The sequence below is a fragment of the Noviherbaspirillum cavernae genome (genome assembly GCF_003590875.1).
Taxonomy (GTDB): Bacteria; Pseudomonadota; Gammaproteobacteria; order Burkholderiales; family Burkholderiaceae_D; genus Noviherbaspirillum; species Noviherbaspirillum cavernae.
In genome coordinates this window covers 17494-39658 of sequence record NZ_QYUN01000003.1, presented here as the reverse complement: position 1 = coordinate 39658, position 22165 = coordinate 17494, and the positions used below count along the sequence as shown (strand labels likewise).

Here is a 22165-nt window from a genome sequence, read left to right as displayed (position 1 = left end):
CGTCATGGCAAAGCCGATATCGTGAAGCGGATACCGGCTTCGCCCTCGCACTTCTAACAAGTCCTAGCGGTGCTTTGTCGCCTCGTTCGGCAAGCCGTCGATCGGGCATTCCGGTGTGCCGACGGTGGAGCGCGTGAACGACTCGACCATCTTGCGCGTGCCTTCCGGATCGTTGATCCACTTGCCGTAGAAGTCGAACGGGCACTCCGCCACGCCGGTGGCGCCCTCGCCGGAATTGATCTTGCCGGTGTAGCCGCGATGCAGCAGCTTGAACAGATGGTTCTGCGATTGCGAATTTTTGCGCGCATCGCGAATCAGGTTCATCGACAGTTCCGCATACTGGATGCCCATGTCCTCCTCGCCGCATTCGCCCAGCGTGCGGCCGTCGAAGCCGATGATCGCCGAGTGGCCGAAGTATGAGTACACGCCATCGAATCCGGCGGCATTGGCAACCGCCACATACACGTTATTCATCCATGCCATCGCCTTCGACACCATCACCTGCTGGTCCTTGGCGGGATACATGTAGCCCTGGCAGCGCACGATCAGTTCGGCCCCGCGCATGGCGCAGTCGCGCCAGATTTCCGGATAGTTGCCGTCGTCGCAGATGATCAGGCTGATCTTCATGCCTTTCGGGCCTTCGGATACATAGGTGCAATTGCCCGGATACCAACCCTCGATCGGCACCCACGGCATGATCTTGCGGTACTTCTGCACGATCTCGCCCTTGTTGTTCATCAGGATCAGCGTGTTGTACGGCGCCTTGTTGGGATGCTCTTCATGGCGCTCGCCGGTGAGGGAGAACACGCCCCATACGTTGGCCTGGCGACACGCGGCGGAGAAGATCGCCGTTTCCTCGCCGGGGACGGTGGCGGCGGTGTCGTACATCTCCTGCGCGTCATACATGATGCCGTGGGTGGAGTACTCGGGGAAGATCACCAGGTCCATGCCGGGCAAGCCCTGCTTCATGCCGACCAGCATGTCCGCGATCTTGCGTGCGTTGTCGAGCACTTCCGCCTTGGTGTGCAAGCGCGGCATCTTGTAGTTGACCACCGCCACGCCTACGCAATCGTTGCTGCTGGAAATGTCTCCGTGTCTCATGTGAGCTCCTTTCGTTGGAAGAAATCAAACAGTCAAAAAGCTTTTGACTTTCTCTACATTCAGCGATGCCCTGCTTTCCTCATGGGCAATCCTGCCCCGATCGATGACGAGGAATCGGTCGGCCAGTTCCAGCGCGAAGCTGAGTACCTGTTCTGAAACGATGATTCCGAACTTCCGCTCGTGCCGCAGTTCGCTCAGCGTCCTGGCGATCTCCTTGATGATGGAAGGCTGAATTCCTTCGGTGGGCTCGTCCAGGATCAGCACCTTGGGATCGGTCGCCAGCGCGCGTGCAATCGCCAGCATCTGCTGCTGGCCGCCGGAGAGATTGCCGCCCTTGCGGTCCTTCATCTCCTTCAACACGGGGAAGAAGCGATAGATGTAGTCGGGGACCTTCTGCTTGCCGGAACCGAGCGTGCCGGTGAGGATGTTCTCCTCGACGGTCAGCAAGGGGAAAATCATGCGCCCCTGCGGCACGAAGGCCAGGCCGTTCTGCACGCGCCGATGACTGGCCAGTGCGCCGAGCCTCGCGCCATCCAGCGTGATCTCGCCGCTCTTGAGCGGCAGCATGCCGATCACCGCCTTCAACAAGGTGGTCTTGCCCATGCCATTCCTGCCCATCACCGCCAGCGACTCGTTCCTTTCGAGCGAGAAGCTGATGTCGTGGATCACGTGCGATTCGCCGTAGCAGACATTGAGTTTGTCGATATTCAGCACCGCATTTCCCCTAATGGCCGAGATAGACGTCAATGACGCGCTCATCGCTCTGCACTTGCGCGACGGTTCCCTCACTGAGCAAGCGTCCCTGATGCAGTACCGTCACTTTCCTGGCAATGCTCTTGACGAAATCCATGTCGTGCTCGATGACGATCAGCGACTTCCTGAGCGCGATGCGCTTGAGCAAGTCCGCCGTCTGCTCCCGTTCGCGCGGGCTCATGCCGGCGACCGGTTCATCCAGCAGCAGCAGTACGGCGTCCTGGATCAGCAGCATGCCGATCTCCAGCCACTGCTTCTGTCCGTGACTGAGCTGGCCCGCCTTGGTCTGCAAGTGCCGGTCGAGAAAAACCTGCGCCGCGATCTCCGCGATCCGGTCGCTGGCCTCCTTGTCGCGACGGAAGAACAACGAACCAAACACATCACGCCCGCGCGGGATCGACACTTCGAAGTTTTCCAGCACCGACAAGTCCTCATAGACAGACGGCGTCTGGAACTTGCGCCCGACCCCGGCGCGGACGATTTCATGCTCGGTCAGTTTGGCGAGATCCTTGCCCATGAAGCGCACCTGCCCCTGCGTCGGCTTCGTCTTGCCGCAGATCATGTCGAGCAAGGTGGTTTTTCCCGCACCGTTGGGGCCGATGATGACGCGCAGTTCCCCCGTTTCGATGTCGAGGCTCAGGTTATCGACCGCCTTGACACCGTCGAAGGACACCGTCAGGTTCTCGATGCTCAGGATGCTGTCCGGTCCGCGACGCACTTCCGCCATCGGGGCTTGCTCCAGCTGGGAAGCTTCCATCGCCAGTTTTTGTTCGCTCATCGTCATCCCGTTCATCATTGTTTTCTCGAAGGCGGATTACGCAACATGAGACGCAACATGAACCGGTCCGCCACACTGGCAAGACCGTTCGGCATGGCCAGCACCACCAGGATGAAGACCGCGCCCAGGAAGAACAGCCATGTTTCCGGAAAGGTTTCCGACAGATACGACTTGCTGAAGCCGATCAGGATCGCGCCGAACACGGCGCCGGGAATGGACAGCCGGCCGCCGACCGCCGCGTAGATCACCATTTCCACCGACGCCACCACGCCGACCACGCCGGGCGCGATCATGCCGACCTGCAGCACGTACAGCGCGCCACCAATCGAGGAAAGCACGGCGGCGATGCAGAACACGAATGCCTTGACTGCCGCCGTGTCATAGCCGCTGAAGCGGACGCGGTCTTCGCGGTCGCGGATGGCAATGAGGATTTTTCCCAGCCGGCTACGGATGATGAAACCGCACAGGAACATGGCCAGCACCAGCAGGGTGATTTCGATGAAGTAGAGAACCAGCTTGGCGCGGTCGCCGAGGATGTCCCAGCCAAGGAAGGTCTTGAAATCGGTGATGCCGTTCGCGCCGCCGGTATAGCCTTGCTGGCCGACGATCAAGACAGTCATCGTGAGCGCGAGCGACAGGGTGACGATGGCGAAGTAGACGCCGCCGACCCGCTTCTTGAAGATCGCGAACGCAAACGGCAGCGCAATCACGACGGGCAGCACCACGATCAGGATCAGCGTGGCGGCGGCGCTCTTGAACGGCAGCCACCACAGCGGCAACTGCTCCACGCTGCTCCATACCATGAAGTCCGGCAGTTCCGGCGCGGAGGCTTCGAGCTTCAGGAACATCGCCATCATGTATCCACCGAGACCGAAGAAGATGCCCTGACCAAGGCTGAGAATGCCGGTATATCCCCAGGTGAGCACGATGCCGATCGCGACGAAACCGAAGGCAAGATACTTGCCCATCAGGTTGAGCCGGAACGGATCGAGCGTGAGGGGAAAGATCACGAACAGCAGCAGTCCCAGAAAGGCATAGGCAAGCAGGCCGGATTGTTGTCGGATCATCGCCATGTTCAGGCCCTCACTTTCGACGAGAACAGGCCGCTGGGCCGGTAGTACAGCACCACGATGACCAGCAGCAGAATCGTGACGCGCGCCATCGAGCCGCTCATCAGGTATTCGAGCGTGGTCTGCGACTGCGCGATGGTGAAGCCGGACAGCGCGGTGCCGACCAGGCTTTGCACGCCACCGAACACCACCACGATGAAGGAATCGACGATGTACATCTGCCCGGTGCCGGGATTGGTCGAGCCGATCATCGTGAACGCGCAGCCCGCGATCCCTGCCAGGCCAGAGCCGAGCGCAAAGGTCACAGCGTCGACACGCGCCGTGTTGATGCCGACCGCTTCGCTCATCGCGCGGTTCTGCGTGACGGAACGCACCGCAAGGCCCCAGCGCGTCTTGTAGAGCAGCAGATAGACGCCGACGGCGACGACCGCCGTCAGGCCGATGATGAAAATCCGGTTCAGCGGGAGCTGTATGTTCTCGGTCACGTTCCACGCGCCGGAAAGCCAGCTTGCCAATGGCACATTCACTTCCTGCGCGCCGAAGAAGGTGCGGTAGGCCTGCTGCAGGATCAGGCTCAGGCCCCAGGTCGCGAGCAGGGTATCGAGCGGCCGGTTGTAGAACCAGCGGATGAAGCCGCGCTCCAGCAGGTATCCGCCAAGGAAGGTCACGCCGAAGGCCAGCGGAATCGCGACGAACAGATAGATGTCCATCCATCCGGGCAGATGGCTGGCGAAGAAGCGCGATGTGAAGTAGGTCACGTAGGCGCCCAGCGCCATCAATTCGCCGTGCGCCATGTTGATCACACCCATCTGGCCGAACACGATGGCCAGCCCCAGCGCCATCAGCAGCAGGATGGTGAACAGACTGATGCCGTTGAACACCTGCATGAATGCGATATCCAGATTCACTTTGCGGCCTCCCGTTTTCTGTATGCATCGAACGCATCCGTACGCATTCGCCCGCATGCACGCGCGAAGGCTCCCCTCCAGCTGCACGCAGCGCAGCCGGGCCTGGTCACAACTCAGGGAATGGACACTAGAGTTTCGGGAACGGATTCGGCTCGATCAGGTTGGGCGACTCCCACACGATGTCGAACTGCCCATCGGCACGCGCGCGGCCAACCCGCACCTTTTTCCAGACGTGGTGATTGGTCGCATGCACGCGGATCTTTCCTTCGGCCGCGTCGAACTCCAGCCCCGATGATGCCGCGATGACCTTTTCGGGATCGAAGGACTTCGCCTTTTCCACCGCCAGCTTCCACAGGTAGACGCTGTTGTAGGCAACCTGCATCGGGTCGCCGATCACCTTGTCCTGGCCGTACTTCGCCTTGAATGCCTTGACAAATTTTTCGTTGACCGGATTCTTGATCGACTGGAAATAGCCCATGCACGCGTAATAGCCGACCGCGTTGTCCTTGCCGATGCCTTCGATTTCGTTCTCCGACACGACCGTCGACAGCAGCACCTGCTTCGTGCCGTCAAGGCCGGCTGCCTTCAGCTGCTTGTAGAACGCGACGTTGGAGCCGCCCACCACGGTGCTGTAGATGCAGTCGGGCTTGGCGGCCTTGATCTTGTTGATGATGGAAGAAAACTCGGTGTGGCCGAGCGGCGCATACTCTTCGCCAAGCACCTTGCCGCCGAGACGGGCAATCGTCGGTTTGGCGATCTTGTTGCAGGTGCGCGGATAGATGTAGTCGGAGCCGACCAGGAAGAAGGTCTTGCCCTTTTCCTTCGCCATCCACTCGATCGCCGCAACGACCGACTGGGTCGCTTCCTGCGACGGATAGATCACGTACTTGTCCTGCTCCTGCCCTTCGTAGTAGGTCGGGTAGTACAGCAAGCCCTTGGCGCGGTTGAGGACCGGCAGCACGGCCTTGCGCGAGGCCGAGGTATAGCATCCGATGATGGCCGCGACCTGGTCGCGTTCCAGCAGCTTCTTGGCCTTTTCGGCGAACACGGGATTGTCGCTTGCGCCGTCCTCGACCACCGGCGTGATCTGGCGTCCCATCACGCCGCCCGCGGCATTGATCTCGTCGATTGCCAGCTTCTCCGCCTCCACCAGCGAAGCCTCCGCAATCGCGATCGTCCCAGTCAGCGAATGCAGCAGCCCGAGCTTCACGGTCTCCTGCGAGAAAGCACGCATGGGCCACAATCCCAATGTCGTGGCAGCGCCTGCCGCTGCGACCGAACCGCTTGCCTGCATGAATTTACGCCGGGTTATTTTGCTCATGTCATCCTCTTCAAGGTTTTAAGGTAAGAGCGTCTAACAAAATGAAGCGAAGCGGTTCTGAGTAGACGCGCCGCCGCAGACAGTACGACCTGTACGGCAAGGCGGGTGTAGCAGGGATTTCGGACGGCATGCCGTCCGCCTGCGAAACGGTCTGCGCTTGCAAGCGCAGATGCGCCCTGCAAGGGCAACACTTTCAGAATCATTTTGTTAGACGCTCCAAAGACTTGCGACGCAACATCTTCAGGTTTGGCGGAACATGCCCGTGCTGCTTTCCCCGCCGGACCGTGACCAGCTTTTTTCAGAAAAAAACTTCCCCTTCCCCGGGTGAGCGGGGCGACAGACAGCTATGTGGCACTTCATGGAACTACGCAGCACTGCAGAGAGCGACTGCACTTGTTCAGTCGTGGCCGTGGTCGGCGGTGACTGCGTTTTGACAAAGCAAAAAAAAGCCCGGACGAATATGAATTCGTTCGGGCTTTTTTGCCTAATACAAAATCGGCAACGCTGGCGATTTGTATTGAATGTCGGTGCTGTAACTCTTGGTTATGAATATAGGCAACGACTTTTTGAAAGTCAAGGATCGATATGAAAAAATTTCAAAAGACGGCTTCACGCTTTCGCGGCCAGTACTGAAATGATCCTCAGGCCGGCTCCGGCACCGCGCACGACAGCGAACTTTCCGCAGTGGTGCATGACGCGTCACTGCGCTGAAAAAAGGCGGCGGCGGTATACGCATGATCGGCATGATCGGCATGACCGGCATGACCGGCATGATCGGCATGACCGGCATGACCGGCATGATCGTTATCACCCACCACGCAACTGCGCAGCGTGTATGCGCGATCCGTCTGGATTTCCACCGGCGGCAGGCCATGGCGGAACGGCGACGCGGTGAAAGTCCATCCGTGCGCATTGCGTCCCATCTGGACAACGTAGTCCGGCGACAGGAAGCAGGCCAGCGCGGACAGGATGTGATAATCGCTCACGCCGCCAGGGAAATTGGCGTCGCGATTGCGCGGCGGCACGGTAACGCTGATCAGGCCGACATTGCTCACATGGAATGCGAGCTTGAAGCTTTGCTTCAGGCGCTGCGGCAGGCTGGCAGGAGGCGGTGTCTCGATGCCGGCAAGCGATGACAAATCGGGATATGGCGCGTCGTTATTCCACATGGTGTTCAGCAATCGTGTCTGGTTGAAGATCGAATCCGCCAGTGGAATCGCCTTGCGGCCGATCCAGCTGACACACATGAGTGACGGCGACGGCGCAATTGTTCCTTGCGCCGGAATCTTCACTTGAATCTCCCTTGGAGCCGCACTACTATTACTGTGTTTATATACAGTATTTGGTGCGCCATGTCAGATGAACAAGATTACCGCATGGAGTTGCGGCCACAGCCCTTGCAAGCGCGCAAAGGACGCGGCGCGGTGAGCAACTTGCAAGGGCGCTACGAAGTGCAGACGCGCGAGGAATTCGACGACGGCTGGCCCGTCGGCGATGACGCGGATGGCGGATCGACAGCGGCATGGAAGACGCACATCACGGAAGAACACGCGAAGAGCATTCTGAGCCGCAACGCCTCGCCCGACCTCCCGTTCGGCGTGTCACTCAATCCCTATCGCGGTTGCGAGCATGGCTGCATCTACTGCTTCGCGCGGCCCACGCACAGCTATCTCGGCCTGTCGCCGGGGCTGGATTTCGAGAGCCGGATTTTTGCCAAGGTCAATGCCCCGCAACTGCTGCGGCAGGAACTGGCGAAGCCGTCCTATGTGCCGGAGCCGATTGCGCTGGGCATCATCACCGACGCCTATCAGCCATGCGAGCGCGAACTGCGGCTGACGCGCCGCGTGCTGGAGGTGCTGCACGAATGCGAGCATCCGGTGGCCTTGATCACCAAGTCCGCGCTGATCGAGCGCGACATCGATCTGCTGGCACCGATGGCGGCCAGACGGCAGGCAGCGGCGGCGGTCACCATCACCACGCTCGATCCGGAAATCGCCCGCACGCTGGAGCCGCGCGCGGCGGCACCGGCGCGCCGGCTGCGCACGATCCGCACCCTGACCGAGGCCGGCATTCCGGTCAGCGTCAGCATCGCGCCGGTCATTCCCTTCGTCACCGAACCCGACCTCGAACGCGTGCTGGAGGCGGCGGTGGAAGCAGGCGCCGTCAATGCCGGCTATATCGTGCTGCGCCTGCCATGGGAAGTGAGTCCGCTGTTTCAGCAATGGCTGCAGGCGCATTTTCCCGATCGCGCGCAGCGCGTGATGAACCGGATACGAGGCATGCGCGGCGGCAAGGATTACGACGCGACTTTTGGCAAGCGCATGCGCGGCGAGGGGGTATGGGCCGATCTGATCCGGCAGCGCTTTGCAAAAGCCGCCGACAGGCTCGGCCTGGGCGAGCGCTCGCGCAACTTCAGGATGCTCGATGCGTCGCGCTTTCGACGGCCGGATGCACCGCCGACTGGCAGCGAGAATGCAGACGGACAACTGACGCTGTTTTAGCGAGGCCTGCAAGCTTCATAAGCATCCGCTTGTCATTCCGGCGCAAGCCGGAATGACAAGCCGCCGTCGCGAATCGTGCAGAAAGCGAATGCGGCACGCATCACCGCGCGAGGGCCTTCGTTTGCAATGAGGCCAATCACAGGCAGATCACAGGCCGATCACGGCTTCATCTGCATGCGGATTTCGCCATTCGGATTGGCCGCGCTATGCACATTGATGTAGAGGTTGCCCGCCTTGAACGCCGCATATTGCGCATCCGTCATTTTGGTGTTGGCCGGAACGGTGAACGCATTGTCCGAGCTCTTGGTCAGCGGAATGACGACGGGGCCGTTCGCGCCTTTCGCACCTTGATGGATATGGGCCGCTGTCGCGGTCATGCCCTCGATGGTGATCCCGCCGGTGACAGCTCTGTCGTCGCCGACCTTGATGGTGCTCTTGCCGGTCGCCTTGGTCGATACCGGAGGCACTTCCGCGCTGCCGGTCAGATCGTAGCCCATCATCTTTCCGGCCCAGGCAGGCGTGTACGTCGAGGAGCAAGCCGTGCCCAGCAAGGTTGCAACCGCGACCGCAATCGCCAGCGGCGCACGCGCATTTTTCTTCAGTATTCGCATTGTTGTTCTCCTTTTGATAGAGCCCGCACGCCGCATGAGGATTGTTGTTCTGTGCCAACGCACGGGCCACATTGTCCCAATTTGAGGTTAGGCGAAATTGCGTCTGTCAAATGTCATGTGAACGCGCCGACATTGATGCAGCTCAAACAATTTCCTCGACGTCGCGGCTGCGTGCGAACCGCGATCACCTAGTACAGCGCACGTACAGCGCATCGGGCGAACTCACCGGGCGGATCGCGCCGCTTCACCCGCTCTGCTTGTCTGCGGCTGAGTGGAATATGGCGCGTCCCGATAGTTGGCGCTCTTGCCTTCGCGTTTGGTGGACGAAATTCCAAACCATTCGGATGGCTCGGTTGCGCATCCGGCGAGACATGCCGCGAGAATGAAAAAGACAAAACAATGTTTCATGGCTCCCCCTGAGCGGCCCTTGATGACCGTTGCTCCACTGTAGCGGCTTTTCGGAGTCGGACGCCGCTGCCAATGCAGGGTGTTGCGCTCCATCAATCATGGGCGGCATGCCACGCCGTCGGCAATCATTGTCAGAGTCCACATCTTCCCGAATTACAATTCCCGGCGTTGGCGATGCCGAGTCATGACATCTCGCGCCGCTGTTGATCACCAGTCCGAATTCAAGACAGCAATCGCATGACCATCCTCGGCTGAATCACCGACCTCCGTGCAAACCGAAGAACTGCACTTGCATATGAACCTTCTGCCTTGAAGCCCAAAGATGGAGATGACTGAATGAAGTGGTTTTTCCTCGCGCTTCTTGTGCTGTTCGGCGCAGCACTCAACTTGATCATCCTTGGCAATTCCCCCATCCATATTCCCGCTCTGATCGCGGTCGATGTGGCACTGGTCGGACTGGCATTGATATGGCATGCGTCTTACTTCGAAGAGATGGTCATCGATTCAAACGGCAAGGAGCTTGGTACTGCCTTGCTGTTTTTTTCGGCAGGCGTCTTTATCGCCATGCTTGGCACAAGCGCAGTGTCTTCCGCTTCCTGCGACACTTTCCTTTCGAGCCGGTCATACAGGAGCAATCATGTGGCGCGATTTGTCGAGTCGCTTGGATACTGCAGAGAACCGGGCTACATTGTCGTCTGCATCGGATGTGGCGTCGCCTTTGTTGGCACAAGATGGGTCTTTCGCATCACGCGACGACAGGCATGACGAAGCATGTCGAACGCGTGGACACTGCGTACCCACGCTAACAACCCGATCCGGAACCTGGCCAAACCAGCACGCGTCGTTGTGAAACAGTATGGCGACGCGCAGCGCAGTTTGATTGCATTGTGCGTGCGTTGTGCGCGTCATCCGCATCGTCGCAAGCGCATGCGATGCGAACGTGTGCGTCAAAGCATCTTGCCATGCATGGACACGAAGCAAGGCTGCCTTCATGTGCCGACACGACACACTCACTCTCCGCACGTGCGGGAACCTTGAAATATGAGCAATGTCGAACGTCACGAGTTTTTCATCTCCGCTGGCGAAGAATTCGCAGCATTCACATACCGCGATTCATTCCGTGACAACACAAAGGAGCTACCAATGGACAAGATGCTTGTAGTCGCGTTCGATGATGAGAAAAAGGCTTACGAAGGAATCAAGGCACTCAAGGAACTTCACGCCGAAGGCAGCCTGTCGCTCTACTCGGCAGCCGTCATCGCCAAGGACAAACAAGGCGTGATCGCCATCAAGCAAGCCTCCGATCAAGGCGTGACCGGCACTGTTTTCGGATTGGCCACAGGAAGCCTCATCGGCTTGCTCGGCGGTCCGGTGGGGATCGCCGCCGGCGCAGTGACCGGAACCATGGCAGGCTCCCTCTACGATCTGGCGCAGGCCGGTGTCGACGCGGATTTCCTGAATGAAGTTTCACAGCATCTCTCTCCCGGCAAGACGGCCATCGTTGCGGAGGTTGAAGAGGACTGGATCACCCCGCTGGATACGCGCATGGATGCCCTTGGCGGCATGGTGTTCCGGCAGGCGCGCGGTGCCTTCGTCGATGCGCAGATCGAACATGGAATCGCTGCGGACAAGGCGGAGATCACCAGATTGAAAGCCGAGCACACCCAGTCCGTCGGCGAAGCCAAAACCAGGATCGAGAAGAAGATCCATGCCGCGCAAGACAGGATGAAGGCACGGCGCGATCGGCTGAATGAGAAGATCGCCGCCATCAAGCGTGAAGGCGAGGCGAAAGTCAAATTGATCGAGGAACAGGAAACGAAGGTGCAGGACGAGGCAAAGGCGCGCCTCGAAGAACGCCTTGCCGAGATGCGCATCGACTACGATTCGCGCGTCGACAAGTTGAGCAAGGCATGGAAGCTCGTCAAGGAAGCGGCGGCGATTTGAATCGCGTCATTTATCCGACCAAGGAGAAACAGCAATGAAAAACAAAGTGATCATGACCCTGCCCGCAATCTTCGCGGCGCTTGCAATCTCCGGACATGCATCCGCCCAGGTTGCAGGCTCGACCACGCTTGGCGTGAGCGTAACGGAATTGGTGAGCGTCAAGGAGGGCTGGAGCGCGAAGAAGCAGATACTAGGTCAAACGGTATACAACGAAAACAAGGACAAGGTCGGCACCATCGACGATGTCATCGTCGCGCCGGACAAGGCGATCTCTTATGCGATCGTCGGCGCCGGTGGATTCGTCGGCATCGGTCGGCATGACGTGGCGATCCCGATCGGCCAGTTCAAGCAGGATGGCGGCAGGTTCGTGCTTGCCGGCGCGACCAAGGACGCCATCAAGGCAATGCCGAAGTTCGAGTACGCGAAGAAGTAGCGCTGGTTCGACGAGCAGGCAACCCCGGCGATTCGGTCGCCAGTCCGGGCACGATGCCCATCATCCGGATTCGCATCCGCTGCGCTGCCGCGTGATCAGGAATGTCGCAATCCGGTTGACATGAATGACGCGACAGCGACGCCGGCTTGCGCGAAGGTCGGCACGTCCGGCAGCGCATCGACGCGCTTTGCATGCGTCGAGCGTCCCGATCAGGCCGCCTTCCCCGGCCAGCGCGCATCGTTGTGGAACAGGTCTGCGACGATCGAGCGCAGCCACCTGTTCTTCGCATCCTCGTGGTACTTGCGGTGCCAGTGCTGCTTCAGATCGAATCTCGGAATTTCCAGCGGCGGCTTCACCAGCTTGATGCCTGCGAACTCCGCAAACGAGATACCGACCGCGTACGGCACCGTCGCCACCAGGTCGCTGGTGCCGATGATGAAGGGGATCGACATGAAGTGCGGTGTCGACAGCACGACGCGGCGTTCTATCTTTTTCTTCTCCAGATAGCGTTCGAACACTTCCTGGCTGCGACCCTCGGCCCTGATCACGGCGTGTCCCAGATTCAGGAACTGCTGCATGGTGAGCTGGTTGCCGCGAATCTTGTGGTTCCTGCGCAGCAGGCAGGTGAACGCGTGCGAGAACAGGCGCTGCTGGAAGAAATTGTTCTTCTGAAAGTCGGGGAAGTAGCCGATCGCGAGATCCACGCGTCCAGCCTCGATGGCGGCGGCGATTTCCTGCACCGGCAAGGTCACCGACGCGACGGTGGCATGCGGTGCTTCGCGCTGGATGCGCTCCAGCAGCTTAGGCAGGAACACCATCTCGCCGATGTCCGACAGCGCAAAGGAAAAGACCGCCTTCGTCGTCGCCGGATCGAAGGCCTCACCCTGCAGCACATCGTCCTCGACCCGCGCGAGGATTTCCCTTGCCGGATTGATCAGGGTCATGGCGCGCGGCGTCGGCTCCATGCCGTTGGCGGTGCGCACAAACAATTGATCGCCGAATGCCTGCCGCAGCCGGTTGAGCGCCGCGCTGGTCGCCGGCTGGCTCATGCCCAGTCGCTTCCCCGCGCCGCTGACGCTTTTCTCTTCATAGATCGCCAATGCCACGGGCAGCAAATTGAGGTCGAAGCGCGTCATTTGTATTTGAATTCCAAATAGAGTTTATAAGGCAAATTCGATTGAATTATATTCCATCGTCTCTATCATGAGAAAAAAAACGATTACCACCAAGGAGACAACCATGACGACTCGCAATGTCCTGCGTGCAGCGGCCGTTTCGCTCGCACTGCTTTCCCACTACGCCACCGCCGCCGACCCGATCAAGATCGGCGTCGTCGCGCCGATGAGCGGCGTGTTCTCCAGCTACGGCAAGCAGATCGAGAACGGCATCAACGTGTTCCTGCGCGAGAACGGCGACGTCGTCGCCGGCCGCAAGATCAGCATCGTCTACCGCGACAACGCCGGCCCCAACCCGGAAGCCGCGAAGCGCGCGGCACAGGAACTGGTCGCCAATGACAAGGTGGACCTGCTGGCCGGCTTCGCCTTCACGCCGGATGCAATGGCCGCCGCGCCGATCGCGACGCAGGCGAAGAAGCCGATGTACGTGATGCTGGCAGCGACATCCTCGGTGTCGACGAAATCGCCGTACATCGTCCGCACTTCCTACACGATTCCGCAGGTGGCGGAACCGATGGGTACGTGGGCCGCGAAGAACGGCATCAAGCGCGTCTTCATGCTGGTATCCGACTACGGCCCAGGCCACGATGCGGAAACCTGGTTCAAGAAGGGCTTCGCGGCCAGCGGCGGCGAGCTGGTGGGCGAGGTGCGGGTGCCGGTGGCGACGCGCGATTTCTCGCCCTTCCTGCGCCGCATCAAGGATGCCAAACCGGACGCCGTGTTCACCTTCCTGCCGGCAGGCGAGCCGATCGTCTCCTTCATGAAAGGCTTCGCCGGCGGCGAGCTGGCGAAGTCGGGCATCAAGGTGCTGGCGACCGAAGGATGGGCGGATGACGACACGCTGGCCGCGGTCGGCGATGCGGCGATCGGCGCGATCTCCACCGGCTACTACTCGACCGACCATCCGTCGGCGATCAATCGCCAGTTCATCGCCAATTTCGCCAACGTGGGCGACGGCAAGCTGGCGCCGAATTTCATCGGCGTCGCCGCCTACGATGCGATGCGCGTGATCTACGAAGGCATCAAGAAGCAGAACGGCAAGGTCGATGCGGAACAGATGATGGCGCTCGCGAAAGGCCTGCAGTTCGAAAGCCCGCGCGGCCCGGCACTGATCGACAAGGACACGCGCGACATCGTGCAGAACGTCTACGTGCGCAAGGTCGAGAAGGTGGGCGGCAAGCTCGTCAACCGGGAATTCGACACGTTCTCGATGGTGAAGGATCCGGGGAAGTAGGACGCGGCTGCATTACCCGCAGGAGGATCTGCGCGACTGTCGTTTGATGGTAATGCGAGAAGGTGAATGGGATGAAGCCTCGGCATTTCACAAAGACCGTCTATCAAGGTGATGCCTGATAATCCCCTCCCCTTCAAGGGGAGGGTGGTGATGGGTTGAGTCCCGCGCATCAAACCCATCCCCATCCCGGCCTTCCCCTTGAAGGGGAAGGGGTTCCGTGTGCGACGACCTGCTCACTTTCCATCGTTCATGCACTACGCCTGGACCGCGTTGATATTCTCCGCAAGCAACTCATCCTTCAAAAAATTTTCAGCAAAACCATGCAACAACCCATGAATCAACTCTCCGTCAGAGTCCTCAAGAAAACGCGCGAAGCCGAGGATATCGTCAGCTTCGAGCTGGCCAGCGCCGATGGAAGGCCGCTGCCGCCCTTCAGCGCCGGTTCGCACCTCGACGTCCGCATTCCCGGCGGCATCGTCCGCCAGTACTCGCTGTGCAACGACCCGGCGGAATCGCACCGCTATCTGATCGCGGTCCTGCGCGACGCCAAATCGCGCGGCGGCTCCATCGCGATGCACGAGCGCGTGAACGAAGGCGATGTCATCGAGGTCAGCGAACCGAAGAACCATTTCCCGCTCGTTCCTGCCGAACGGGTGCTGCTGCTGGCAGGCGGCATCGGCGTCACGCCCATCCTTTGCATGGCCGAACGCCTTGCGCACACCGCGACGGATTTCGCGATGCATTACTGCACCCGATCGAGCGAGCGCACCGCATTCCGGTCGCGCATCGCCCGTTCGCGCTTCGCTGACAAGGTGCATTACCACTTCGACACCGATGCGCCGGAGCAGAAGCTGGATTTCCGCGCGCTGTTCGCCGCAGCGGAGCATGGCACCCATCTGTATGTCTGCGGCCCCGGCGGATTCATCGAGCATGTGCGCAACACCGCGCGGGATTGCGGCTGGCCGAGCGAGCGGATTCATCTGGAATATTTCGGCGCACAGGCGCAAGACAACTCCCGCGACGACAGCTTCGAGATCAAGCTGGCCAGCAGCGGCACGACTTACCGCATTCCGGCCGGCAAGACGGTGGTCGAGGTGCTCGCCGAGCACGATATCGAGATCCCGACCTCCTGCGAACAAGGCGTGTGCGGCACCTGCATCACGCGCGTGATCGAAGGCACGCCGGATCACCGCGACGTCTACCTCACCGACGACGAACGCGCCAGGAACGACCAGTTCACCCCGTGCTGTTCGCGGGCCAGGAGCGCCACGCTGGTGCTCGATCTTTGACACGACGCACGAACATGACAACCAAGGAGATAGCGATGAATACCGTGACCCAAGTACCCTTGTCAGCCCTGAAGAAGGAAACCTCGTTCCCGTTGGACCAATGGTACGTGGCAGGATTTTCGTGGGAATTGAAGGAGCAGCCGATCGCGCGCACCCTCCTGAATCAACCTGTGGTGCTGTTCCGCACCGGCGACGGCGTGGCGGCCGCGCTCGAAGACCGATGCTGCCATCGCTCGGTGCCCTTGTCCTGCGGAACGGTCGAGAAGAACGGCGTGCGTTGCGGCTATCACGGTCTGCTGTACAACACGCATGGCGCCTGCATCGAGATTCCCGGACAGGAGAAGATTCCGTCGAAGGCAAAGGTCAGGTCATACACGATATCGGAGAAGAATCACATTCTCTGGATCTGGATGCCGAAGGAGGCCGGCGGAGCACCGACGCATGAGGCGCCCGACTATCCGCATCACGACGATCCGAAATACAAGTTCGGCGGCGGCGTGTATCACTATGATGCGCCCTACCAGCTGATCCATGACAACCTGCTCGACCTCAGCCACCTTGGCTACGTGCATCTGAAAACGATAGGCGGCAATGCGCGTCAGCACATGACCGCCGAGATGCAGGTGAGCAGCGACGAGAAAACGGTGCGGGTGGTGCGCCTCATGCCTGGCACGCCGCCGCCGCCGTCGTACAAGATGGCATGGCCCTTCCAGGAGACGTGCGACCGCTGGCAGGAGATCGAGTTCAATCTCAACCATCTGAGCATCTGGACCGGCGCGATCGAGCCCGGCACCGGCGCGCTGGACGATCCGCAGCGCGGCGGATTCCATCTGCGCGGCCTGCACGGCATCACGCCGGAAACCGAAACGACCACGCATTACTTCTGGAGCATGGCAAGCAACAGGCATCCCGACATGCCGGAAACGATCGCGACCGTCTTGCAGCAGATCGAGTTCACCTTCGACGAAGACCGCGTGATCATCGAGAAGCAGTACGCCAACATGAAGCGCTTCGGCGAGCGCGCGACATGGATGGACATACACGTGGACGTCGGCGCGAATCGCGCGCGCCGCATCATAGCCAAACTGATCGGGGAGCAGAATCAGCCGGCGGCGTGAGCATTCGTCTGCGCAATGGCTCGGCGCGGGGCACAGCACAGGCACCTGCGCTGTGCCGGGTTTTGCACAGCACCGACCATCGCAGGAAAACGCTGCGCGAAGCTCAGGCGACGCGCGGCACCTTCCTTCCCATCGTGCGCGCCAGTTCGGAGCGTGTCATCGGCTTGTGGAACAAATATCCCTGCATCATGCTGCAACCCGCCTGCGCCAGGTAGCGCGACTGGCACTCGGTCTCCACGCCTTCGGCGATCACGTTGAAATCGAGGCCGCGCGCGATGGAGATGACGGCCAGCACGACCGGGTAGTGACCGTTGTCGCGTTGAATCTCGTTGATGAAAGACTGGTCGATCTTGATCGTGCTGATCGGAAAGCGATGCAGATACGCGAGCGATGAATAGCCGGTGCCGAAATCGTCGATCGCGACACTGACGCCCAGTTCGCACAGCTGGTTCAACTGCTCGATCGCATGCTCGGGATTGCGTATGCAGATGTTCTCCGTGATCTCCACCTCGATCTGCGAGGCATCGATGTCGTAGTGCTGCAGCGCCTGATCCAGTTTTCTGACAAAATCGCCGCGCTCGAGATATTGCGGCGACAGGTTGATCGAAATTCTTGCCGGTTCACAGCCTGTCGCATTCCATTCGTGCAGGTCGCGACAGACGGCACCGATCATCCAGTCGCTGATCGGCAACATCAGGCCGCTCTCCTCCGCAAAAGGCAGGAATTCTCCGGCCGTCAGCAAGCCCCGCTCCGGGTGGTTCCAGCGCATGAGCCCCTCGGCGCCGATGATTGCGCCGCTGCGCGCATCGACCTGTGGCTGGTAGTACATTTCCAGCTCGCCGCGCTCGATCGCGTGGCGCAGGCTGTGCTCCAGCGCAATGCGCTGATACGACGCTTCCTGCATCGAACTGTGATAGAAGCTGTGGCCGTTCTTGCCGGCGCCCTTGACCTGGTACATCGCGATGTCGGCATGACGCAGCAGATCGTCGATGGTCTCGCCATCCTCGGGATAGATCGCGATCCCGATGCTGGCCGAGACATGGACTTCCTGGCGGTCCAGCTCGAACGGCTGCTCCAGGCATCGCAGAAACTTGTCGGCCACCAGCGCCGCATCCTGCCTGTCGCGCAGGTCCGGCAGCAGCAGCGTGAACTCGTCGCCGCCCAGCCGCGCCAGCGTATCGCCGCGCCGCAGCACCTCCTTGAAGCGCGCCGTCACCTTCTGCAGCAGCTCGTCGCCCTTCAAGTGGCCTAAAGTGTCGTTGACGAACTTGAAGTGATCGAGATCGACGAACATCACCGCCAGTCCGGCCTTGTTGCGCTGCGCATGGATGATGGCAAGGTCGAGCCGGTCCCTGAACAGGGTGCGATTCGGCAGGTCGGTCAGGATGTCGTGATACGCCTGGTGCGAGAGCTGCATCTCGGCCTGCTTGCGGTCGGTAATGTCGCGCGCGATGCCGTAGGTGCCGAAGAATTCCTTCCGGTTCTGCTGCGCATCGAACGAATACATGGCGGTCGAATTGAATGAAATCGTCAGCAAGGTGTTCTGGAACACGCGCTTGCTGTCGTTCATGTGACGGCACTTCAGGCGCAGCTCGACGTTGCGCGAGGCGCGGTCGCCGGTGCGCCGCTCGTTGAAGACGTAGCGCGCCCGCTCCAGATCGTCGTCATGGACCAGCACGGAATAATGCTGCCCGATCAGCTCTTCGCGCCGGAAGCCCAGCAGCTGCTGCGCCCTGTCGTTGACATAGGTGAAGCACCCATCCGGATCGATCGTGTAGATGATGTCGGGCGAGCTGTCCACCAGGTAGCGGTACAAGCGCTCCGAACATTCAAGACGCCAGGCAATCGCGCGGTTGTCGGCTTCCAGTGCGCGTTTTTGCAGCGCATTGGACACCGTATTGAGCAGTTCTTCCGGCTTGTACGGCTTGCGCAGATACCCGTACGCACCGCGCTTCAACGCGCCGATCGCGGCGTCGATGCTGGTCTCGCCGCTGACAACAATCACGTTGGTGTCGATGCGCCGGGCGGCGATGAAATCCATCACCTCGTTGCCGCCGGCGTCGGGCATGTGCAGGTCCAGCAGCACCAGATCGAAGTGCGATGCGGACAGTTGCGCCATCGCCTCATTGCCGCCGGCCGCGGTGGCCAGATCGTAGTTGAATTCCTTCAGCAACCCGGCAAGGCTGTGCAGCAGGCGCGGCTCGTCGTCCACCAGCAGGAGGCGCGCTTTCCCGCGTGCCTCGCCACCTGCGGCGGCACTCGGCGAATTCAGCAGCGCGTTCATTGCCATGTGATCGCGCGACGTCAGTTGGCTCATGGTGACCTAGACCTTATGTTGGATCGGCATGAGTGCGCCCTGCACCCGCTCAGGCTGACCGAGTACCGGAAGCCATACTTCGAAAGTCGTGCCCAGCACGCTGCTGCGGCAGCCGATCCGGCCGTCGATCTGCTTGACGAGGCCTTTGACGATGCTGAGGCCGAGGCCTTGATGACCTTTTCCCTTGCTGCTCCTGGTCGGCAGAAACAGATTTGCCATCACTTCCGCCGGCATGCCGCTTCCCGTGTCACTCACCAGCACCTCGACGTACAAACGTCCGTCGCAGTTGATCAAGCCGTTGTTGACGATCTCGATCTCGCCGCCATCTGGCAGCGCTTCGACGGCATTCTTGAGCAAATTCATGAAGATCTGGCGCAAGCTGCCGATGCCGCCCGCGACTTCGCAGCGCTCGTCCGGCGTGCGCGCCGCAATCGTCACCGATGCAGGCGCGAACTCCGAATCCCTGAACAGACGAACCATGGCGTTGATGACGGCATTGATGTCCGCCGTCCCGTCTTGCGTCGCCGGCTGCAAGTCGGCAAGGCCGTCGACGAGTTGGCCTATGCGGTCGATTTCCTCGTTGAGAATGGATATTTCCGTGTCGATCGATTCCTGGCGCGACAGCTTGCGGTCCAGCACGCTCAGATAGTTGCGGATGATCGACAAGGGATTGTTCACCTCGTGCGCAACCCGTCGTGTGGCATCGCGGTATTCCTGCGCGAGGCTGGCCAGTCCGTCTGTTGCAGCGGTGCGCGCACCGATGCCCTTGACGAGGGCCGCGGTCGCCTGCGAGGCGAATGCATGCAGCAGCGTCTCGCGCTTGCGCAGATCATCCAGCTGCCGCTCATCGAGCGCGCCGACCAGCACGCCGACACAACCCCGCCGATTCGTCAGCGGCAGGCACAGCAGGCAGCCGGCATCCAGAATGCGCAGCAACTGCTCTTCGAAAATGCCGAGCGCATCCTGGCTGCGGCGTATGTATGCCAGCCGCTCCTGCGCCACCGCGTCGGCGATGCGCCCGCCCGCGCCCAGCGGAATCGCAAAACTGGAGAGGCGCTGGCGGTGGCCGTCGGTCGCTGCCGCCTGCAGCTCCTGCTCGGCGCTGTCCACCAGCAGAATGGCCACGTCCTTGAAGGAAAACAGGATGCGCGCCGACTGCGATATCGCATCGAGCAATGCCGATTGCTCCGGATGCTCGGCGAAGGTGCGCGCGACCTCGGACATGATGGACAGGCTTTGCACGTGCTGGCCGAGCTGCAACTGCACCGGGTCCGGCGGTGGCACGGCAACGGGCCGCGCCTCGTCCGCTGCGTTCAGGTCGATACCCAGATATTCGGCCGCTTCCCGCACCTCCGCCTGCGCGCGCTCTGCGATGGTGTCGAGATCGCCGGCATGCAGGCCGCACAGCGCGCCGGCGACAGCGGCAACGCGGTCCGTTTGGCCCTGAGTGCAGAGATGATGCGTCAGACTGATGATGCGGATCAGGGGATGCGCGGCTTCGATACGCACCGCCGGTTCGTGGTGATACCGCACGCTGTCAGCCATGAAGGAATCGAGCTGCCAGCTTTCGATGATCCACGCACCGGCCTCCGCGTGCGTGATGCCGAACGCACGTTCCTCGACCGCGCACAGATTGTCGTCCTCCGGCGCATGAAAGTTGTCTGCATAGTCCGCCGGCGCGGCTGCGAGCAGGGCCAGCCGTCCGACATCATGCAACAGGCCGGCGAGATAGGCTTCCTCGACGAAGGGATAGTCCATCTTCGCGGCAATCAGGCGCGCCATGACGCCCGCCGTGATCGCATGCTTCCAGAAACCGCGCAGGTCGGTGCTGCCGGCCCGGGAAAAATTCGCGAATACCTGCGACACCGATTCGCTGATCAGGATCGTCTTGACCATGTTGCTGCCGATGGCGATCAGCGCCTGTTCCAGGTTCGCCGACGACTGCCTGCCGCGATGATAGGCCGAGCTGTTGGCGACACGCAGGACCGTGGCGGTCATCGCGGCATCCTTGGCGATCAGTCCGGCGAATGCATCCATCCCGATGTCGTCGGACTGGCAGTACTCCATCAGCTTCAGGAGCATCTGCGGCAGCGCGGGCAAAGACACCGCGAGCCGGCTGCGGAGGTCCGCGCTAACGGAATGAGCGGCCATGGCAACCTGCTGCAGGCCTGTCGGACTCCCGTACTTGCGCGCGCGCACGCCGAGGCCATGCACGCGCGCCTTCATCGGCTGTCGTATGCAGCATTGATATCCCCCTTCTCTTATTATGGTAACTTTTGGTTGTTATCATAATATCAAAGAATACCGTCGAGCAACGCAATACGTTTCGGCAGCAACAAATTCTCTCCCGAGAACAACACCGACACACCGCAGTCAACCGTTCGTCCTGCTGCGGTAAACTCGAACGGCCCGCGCCGGCGTCCATGCACCGCGCGGCAATTCCAACCTTTTCCCTCAGGGTCACCATGTCCAACAACTCTCGCATCATTGTCATCACCGGCGCAGCCGGCGGCCTGGGCCGCGTCGTCGCCGATGCATTCCTGTCCGCTGACGCGCATCTCGTGCTGGTCGATGTGCCCAGCGCGCCGCTGCCGCCGTCCGGCGACCGCCGCACCAGCGTGGCGGTCGATCTGGTGAATGCCGACGCCACCGAAAAGGCGCTGTCGGAGGTCTTGCAAAAACTCGGCCCCGCCCATGTGCTGTGCAACATCGCCGGCGGCTTCACGATGGGTACCGACGTCCACGCCACGCCGGACCAGACCTGGCGGCACATGATGGATTTGAATGTCGCGACCCTGATCAATGCATCACGCGCCGTCGTGCCCGGCATGATCGCCGCCGGCCGCGGCAAGCTCATCAACGTCGCGGCGGCATCGGCAAACTCAGGCAAGGCCAATATGGGCGCCTACGTGATGGCCAAGAGCGGCGTCGCGCGCCTGACCGAATCGATGGCGCTGGAACTGCGCGAACATGGCATCAACGTCAACGCGGTCGCGCCCAGCATCATCGACACCGAAGCCAACCGCCGCGACATGCCGAACGCCGATTTCGAACGCTGGGTCACGCCGGCGCAGCTTGGCAACGTGATGCGCTTTCTGGCATCGGAAGATGCATCGGCGGTGCACGGCGCGGTGATTCCGGTGACGGGATTGAGCTGAGGCGGTGGCGTGTAACTGAGTAGCGGCGTCGGCAGGCGCCGGTGCA

Annotated in this window: 19 protein-coding genes; 8 read left to right on the top strand and 11 right to left on the bottom strand. The window is 60.9% G+C overall.

Annotated features, from left to right (window positions below):
• Positions 1 to 63: 63 nt before the first annotated feature.
• The 7 genes from D3870_RS18710 to D3870_RS22410 form a co-directional block, all read right to left on the bottom strand.
• Positions 64 to 1101: an aliphatic amidase gene (locus D3870_RS18710; protein WP_119742419.1), complete on the bottom strand. Its 1038-nt coding sequence runs from the start codon at positions 1099 to 1101 to the stop codon at positions 64 to 66.
• Between the two features lie 24 nt (positions 1102 to 1125).
• On the bottom strand, positions 1126 to 1815 hold the full coding sequence (urtE, locus tag D3870_RS18705; protein ID WP_119742417.1) for an urea ABC transporter ATP-binding subunit UrtE: 690 nt from the start codon (positions 1813 to 1815) through the stop codon (positions 1126 to 1128).
• Positions 1816 to 1825: 10 nt separating this feature from the next.
• Positions 1826 to 2581 (bottom strand): urea ABC transporter ATP-binding protein UrtD, encoded by a 756-nt coding sequence (urtD, locus tag D3870_RS18700; RefSeq protein WP_119743129.1) that lies wholly within the window; start codon positions 2579 to 2581, stop codon positions 1826 to 1828.
• 65 nt (positions 2582 to 2646) lie between these two features.
• Positions 2647 to 3699: an urea ABC transporter permease subunit UrtC gene (gene urtC, locus D3870_RS18695; protein WP_340638454.1), complete on the bottom strand. Its 1053-nt coding sequence runs from the start codon at positions 3697 to 3699 to the stop codon at positions 2647 to 2649.
• An 8-nt stretch (positions 3700 to 3707) separates the two neighbouring features.
• Complete coding sequence (gene urtB, locus D3870_RS18690) at positions 3708 to 4589, bottom strand: urea ABC transporter permease subunit UrtB (protein ID WP_119743128.1); 882 nt, start codon at positions 4587 to 4589, stop codon at positions 3708 to 3710.
• Between the two features lie 148 nt (positions 4590 to 4737).
• Positions 4738 to 5931 (bottom strand): urea ABC transporter substrate-binding protein, encoded by a 1194-nt coding sequence (gene urtA, locus D3870_RS18685; RefSeq protein ID WP_119742413.1) that lies wholly within the window; start codon positions 5929 to 5931, stop codon positions 4738 to 4740.
• 641 nt (positions 5932 to 6572) lie between these two features.
• Complete coding sequence (locus tag D3870_RS22410; RefSeq protein ID WP_158590511.1) at positions 6573 to 7223, bottom strand: hypothetical protein; 651 nt, start codon at positions 7221 to 7223, stop codon at positions 6573 to 6575.
• A gap of 60 nt (positions 7224 to 7283) precedes the next feature.
• Between D3870_RS22410 and D3870_RS18670 the strand changes: the two genes are divergently transcribed.
• A complete protein-coding gene (locus tag D3870_RS18670; protein WP_119742407.1) occupies positions 7284 to 8432 on the top strand; it encodes a PA0069 family radical SAM protein in 1149 nt (382 codons plus the stop codon).
• A 158-nt stretch (positions 8433 to 8590) separates the two neighbouring features.
• Here D3870_RS18670 and D3870_RS18665 read toward each other — a convergent pair whose 3' ends face one another.
• Positions 8591 to 9043, bottom strand: a complete 453-nt coding sequence (locus D3870_RS18665; RefSeq protein WP_119742405.1) for a CHRD domain-containing protein — start codon at positions 9041 to 9043, stop codon at positions 8591 to 8593.
• Between the two features lie 744 nt (positions 9044 to 9787).
• Here D3870_RS18665 and D3870_RS18660 point away from each other — a divergent pair.
• From D3870_RS18660 to D3870_RS18650, 3 genes are all read left to right on the top strand, one after another.
• Positions 9788 to 10216 (top strand): hypothetical protein, encoded by a 429-nt coding sequence (locus D3870_RS18660; protein ID WP_119742403.1) that lies wholly within the window; start codon positions 9788 to 9790, stop codon positions 10214 to 10216.
• Positions 10217 to 10594: 378 nt separating this feature from the next.
• Positions 10595 to 11395, top strand: coding sequence for a DUF1269 domain-containing protein (locus tag D3870_RS18655; RefSeq protein ID WP_158590510.1), 801 nt, complete (start codon positions 10595 to 10597; stop codon positions 11393 to 11395).
• A 34-nt stretch (positions 11396 to 11429) separates the two neighbouring features.
• Positions 11430 to 11828: a PRC-barrel domain-containing protein gene (locus tag D3870_RS18650; protein ID WP_119742399.1), complete on the top strand. Its 399-nt coding sequence runs from the start codon at positions 11430 to 11432 to the stop codon at positions 11826 to 11828.
• A 209-nt stretch (positions 11829 to 12037) separates the two neighbouring features.
• Here D3870_RS18650 and D3870_RS18645 read toward each other — a convergent pair whose 3' ends face one another.
• The gene (locus D3870_RS18645) at positions 12038 to 12964 is read right to left on the bottom strand and encodes a LysR family transcriptional regulator (RefSeq protein ID WP_119742397.1); all 927 of its coding nucleotides are present in this window, start codon (positions 12962 to 12964) and stop codon (positions 12038 to 12040) included.
• Positions 12965 to 13067: 103 nt separating this feature from the next.
• Between D3870_RS18645 and D3870_RS18640 the strand changes: the two genes are divergently transcribed.
• The 3 genes from D3870_RS18640 (at position 13068) to D3870_RS18630 (ending at position 16644) form a co-directional block, all read left to right on the top strand.
• Positions 13068 to 14237 (top strand): ABC transporter substrate-binding protein, encoded by a 1170-nt coding sequence (locus tag D3870_RS18640; RefSeq protein WP_119743127.1) that lies wholly within the window; start codon positions 13068 to 13070, stop codon positions 14235 to 14237.
• Between the two features lie 332 nt (positions 14238 to 14569).
• Entirely contained in the window at positions 14570 to 15526 is a 957-nt protein-coding gene (locus D3870_RS18635; RefSeq protein WP_119742395.1) for a PDR/VanB family oxidoreductase, read from the top strand.
• Between the two features lie 35 nt (positions 15527 to 15561).
• Positions 15562 to 16644: an aromatic ring-hydroxylating oxygenase subunit alpha gene (locus tag D3870_RS18630; RefSeq protein ID WP_119743126.1), complete on the top strand. Its 1083-nt coding sequence runs from the start codon at positions 15562 to 15564 to the stop codon at positions 16642 to 16644.
• A 103-nt stretch (positions 16645 to 16747) separates the two neighbouring features.
• Here the strand turns inward: D3870_RS18630 and D3870_RS18625 are convergent, their stop codons facing one another.
• Together D3870_RS18625 and D3870_RS18620 are read right to left on the bottom strand one after the other, a co-directional pair.
• Entirely contained in the window at positions 16748 to 18928 is a 2181-nt protein-coding gene (locus tag D3870_RS18625; RefSeq protein WP_199710859.1) for a putative bifunctional diguanylate cyclase/phosphodiesterase, read from the bottom strand.
• Between the two features lie 39 nt (positions 18929 to 18967).
• Positions 18968 to 21187, bottom strand: a complete 2220-nt coding sequence (locus tag D3870_RS18620) for an HDOD domain-containing protein (RefSeq protein WP_242490099.1) — start codon at positions 21185 to 21187, stop codon at positions 18968 to 18970.
• 239 nt (positions 21188 to 21426) lie between these two features.
• On the opposite strand from D3870_RS18620, the gene D3870_RS18615 reads away from it, so the two are divergent.
• Positions 21427 to 22119, top strand: coding sequence for an SDR family NAD(P)-dependent oxidoreductase (locus tag D3870_RS18615; protein ID WP_119742391.1), 693 nt, complete (start codon positions 21427 to 21429; stop codon positions 22117 to 22119).
• Positions 22120 to 22165: the final 46 nt, after the last annotated feature.

Bases quoted from the DNA above. Each gene is read 5' to 3' on its own strand.
- D3870_RS18620 (WP_242490099.1), bottom strand. From the start codon at position 21,187: ATGAAGGCGCGCGTGCATGGCCTCGGCGTGCGCGCGCGCAAGTACGGG.
- D3870_RS18630 (WP_119743126.1), top strand. From the start codon at position 15,562: ATGAATACCGTGACCCAAGTACCCTTGTCAGCCCTGAAGAAGGAAACC.
- urtC (WP_340638454.1), bottom strand. From the start codon at position 3,699: ATGATCCGACAACAATCCGGCCTGCTTGCCTATGCCTTTCTGGGACTG.
- D3870_RS18635 (WP_119742395.1), top strand. From the start codon at position 14,570: ATGAATCAACTCTCCGTCAGAGTCCTCAAGAAAACGCGCGAAGCCGAG.
- D3870_RS18615 (WP_119742391.1), top strand. From the start codon at position 21,427: ATGTCCAACAACTCTCGCATCATTGTCATCACCGGCGCAGCCGGCGGC.
- urtA (WP_119742413.1), bottom strand. From the start codon at position 5,931: ATGAGCAAAATAACCCGGCGTAAATTCATGCAGGCAAGCGGTTCGGTC.
- urtB (WP_119743128.1), bottom strand. From the start codon at position 4,589: ATGCAGGTGTTCAACGGCATCAGTCTGTTCACCATCCTGCTGCTGATG.
- D3870_RS18650 (WP_119742399.1), top strand. From the start codon at position 11,430: ATGAAAAACAAAGTGATCATGACCCTGCCCGCAATCTTCGCGGCGCTT.
- D3870_RS18645 (WP_119742397.1), bottom strand. From the start codon at position 12,964: ATGACGCGCTTCGACCTCAATTTGCTGCCCGTGGCATTGGCGATCTAT.
- D3870_RS18625 (WP_199710859.1), bottom strand. From the start codon at position 18,928: ATGAACGCGCTGCTGAATTCGCCGAGTGCCGCCGCAGGTGGCGAGGCA.
- D3870_RS18640 (WP_119743127.1), top strand. From the start codon at position 13,068: ATGACGACTCGCAATGTCCTGCGTGCAGCGGCCGTTTCGCTCGCACTG.
- urtD (WP_119743129.1), bottom strand. From the start codon at position 2,581: ATGGCGGAAGTGCGTCGCGGACCGGACAGCATCCTGAGCATCGAGAAC.
- D3870_RS18710 (WP_119742419.1), bottom strand. From the start codon at position 1,101: ATGAGACACGGAGACATTTCCAGCAGCAACGATTGCGTAGGCGTGGCG.
- D3870_RS18670 (WP_119742407.1), top strand. From the start codon at position 7,284: ATGTCAGATGAACAAGATTACCGCATGGAGTTGCGGCCACAGCCCTTG.
- D3870_RS18660 (WP_119742403.1), top strand. From the start codon at position 9,788: ATGAAGTGGTTTTTCCTCGCGCTTCTTGTGCTGTTCGGCGCAGCACTC.
- D3870_RS18665 (WP_119742405.1), bottom strand. From the start codon at position 9,043: ATGCGAATACTGAAGAAAAATGCGCGTGCGCCGCTGGCGATTGCGGTC.
- D3870_RS18655 (WP_158590510.1), top strand. From the start codon at position 10,595: ATGGACAAGATGCTTGTAGTCGCGTTCGATGATGAGAAAAAGGCTTAC.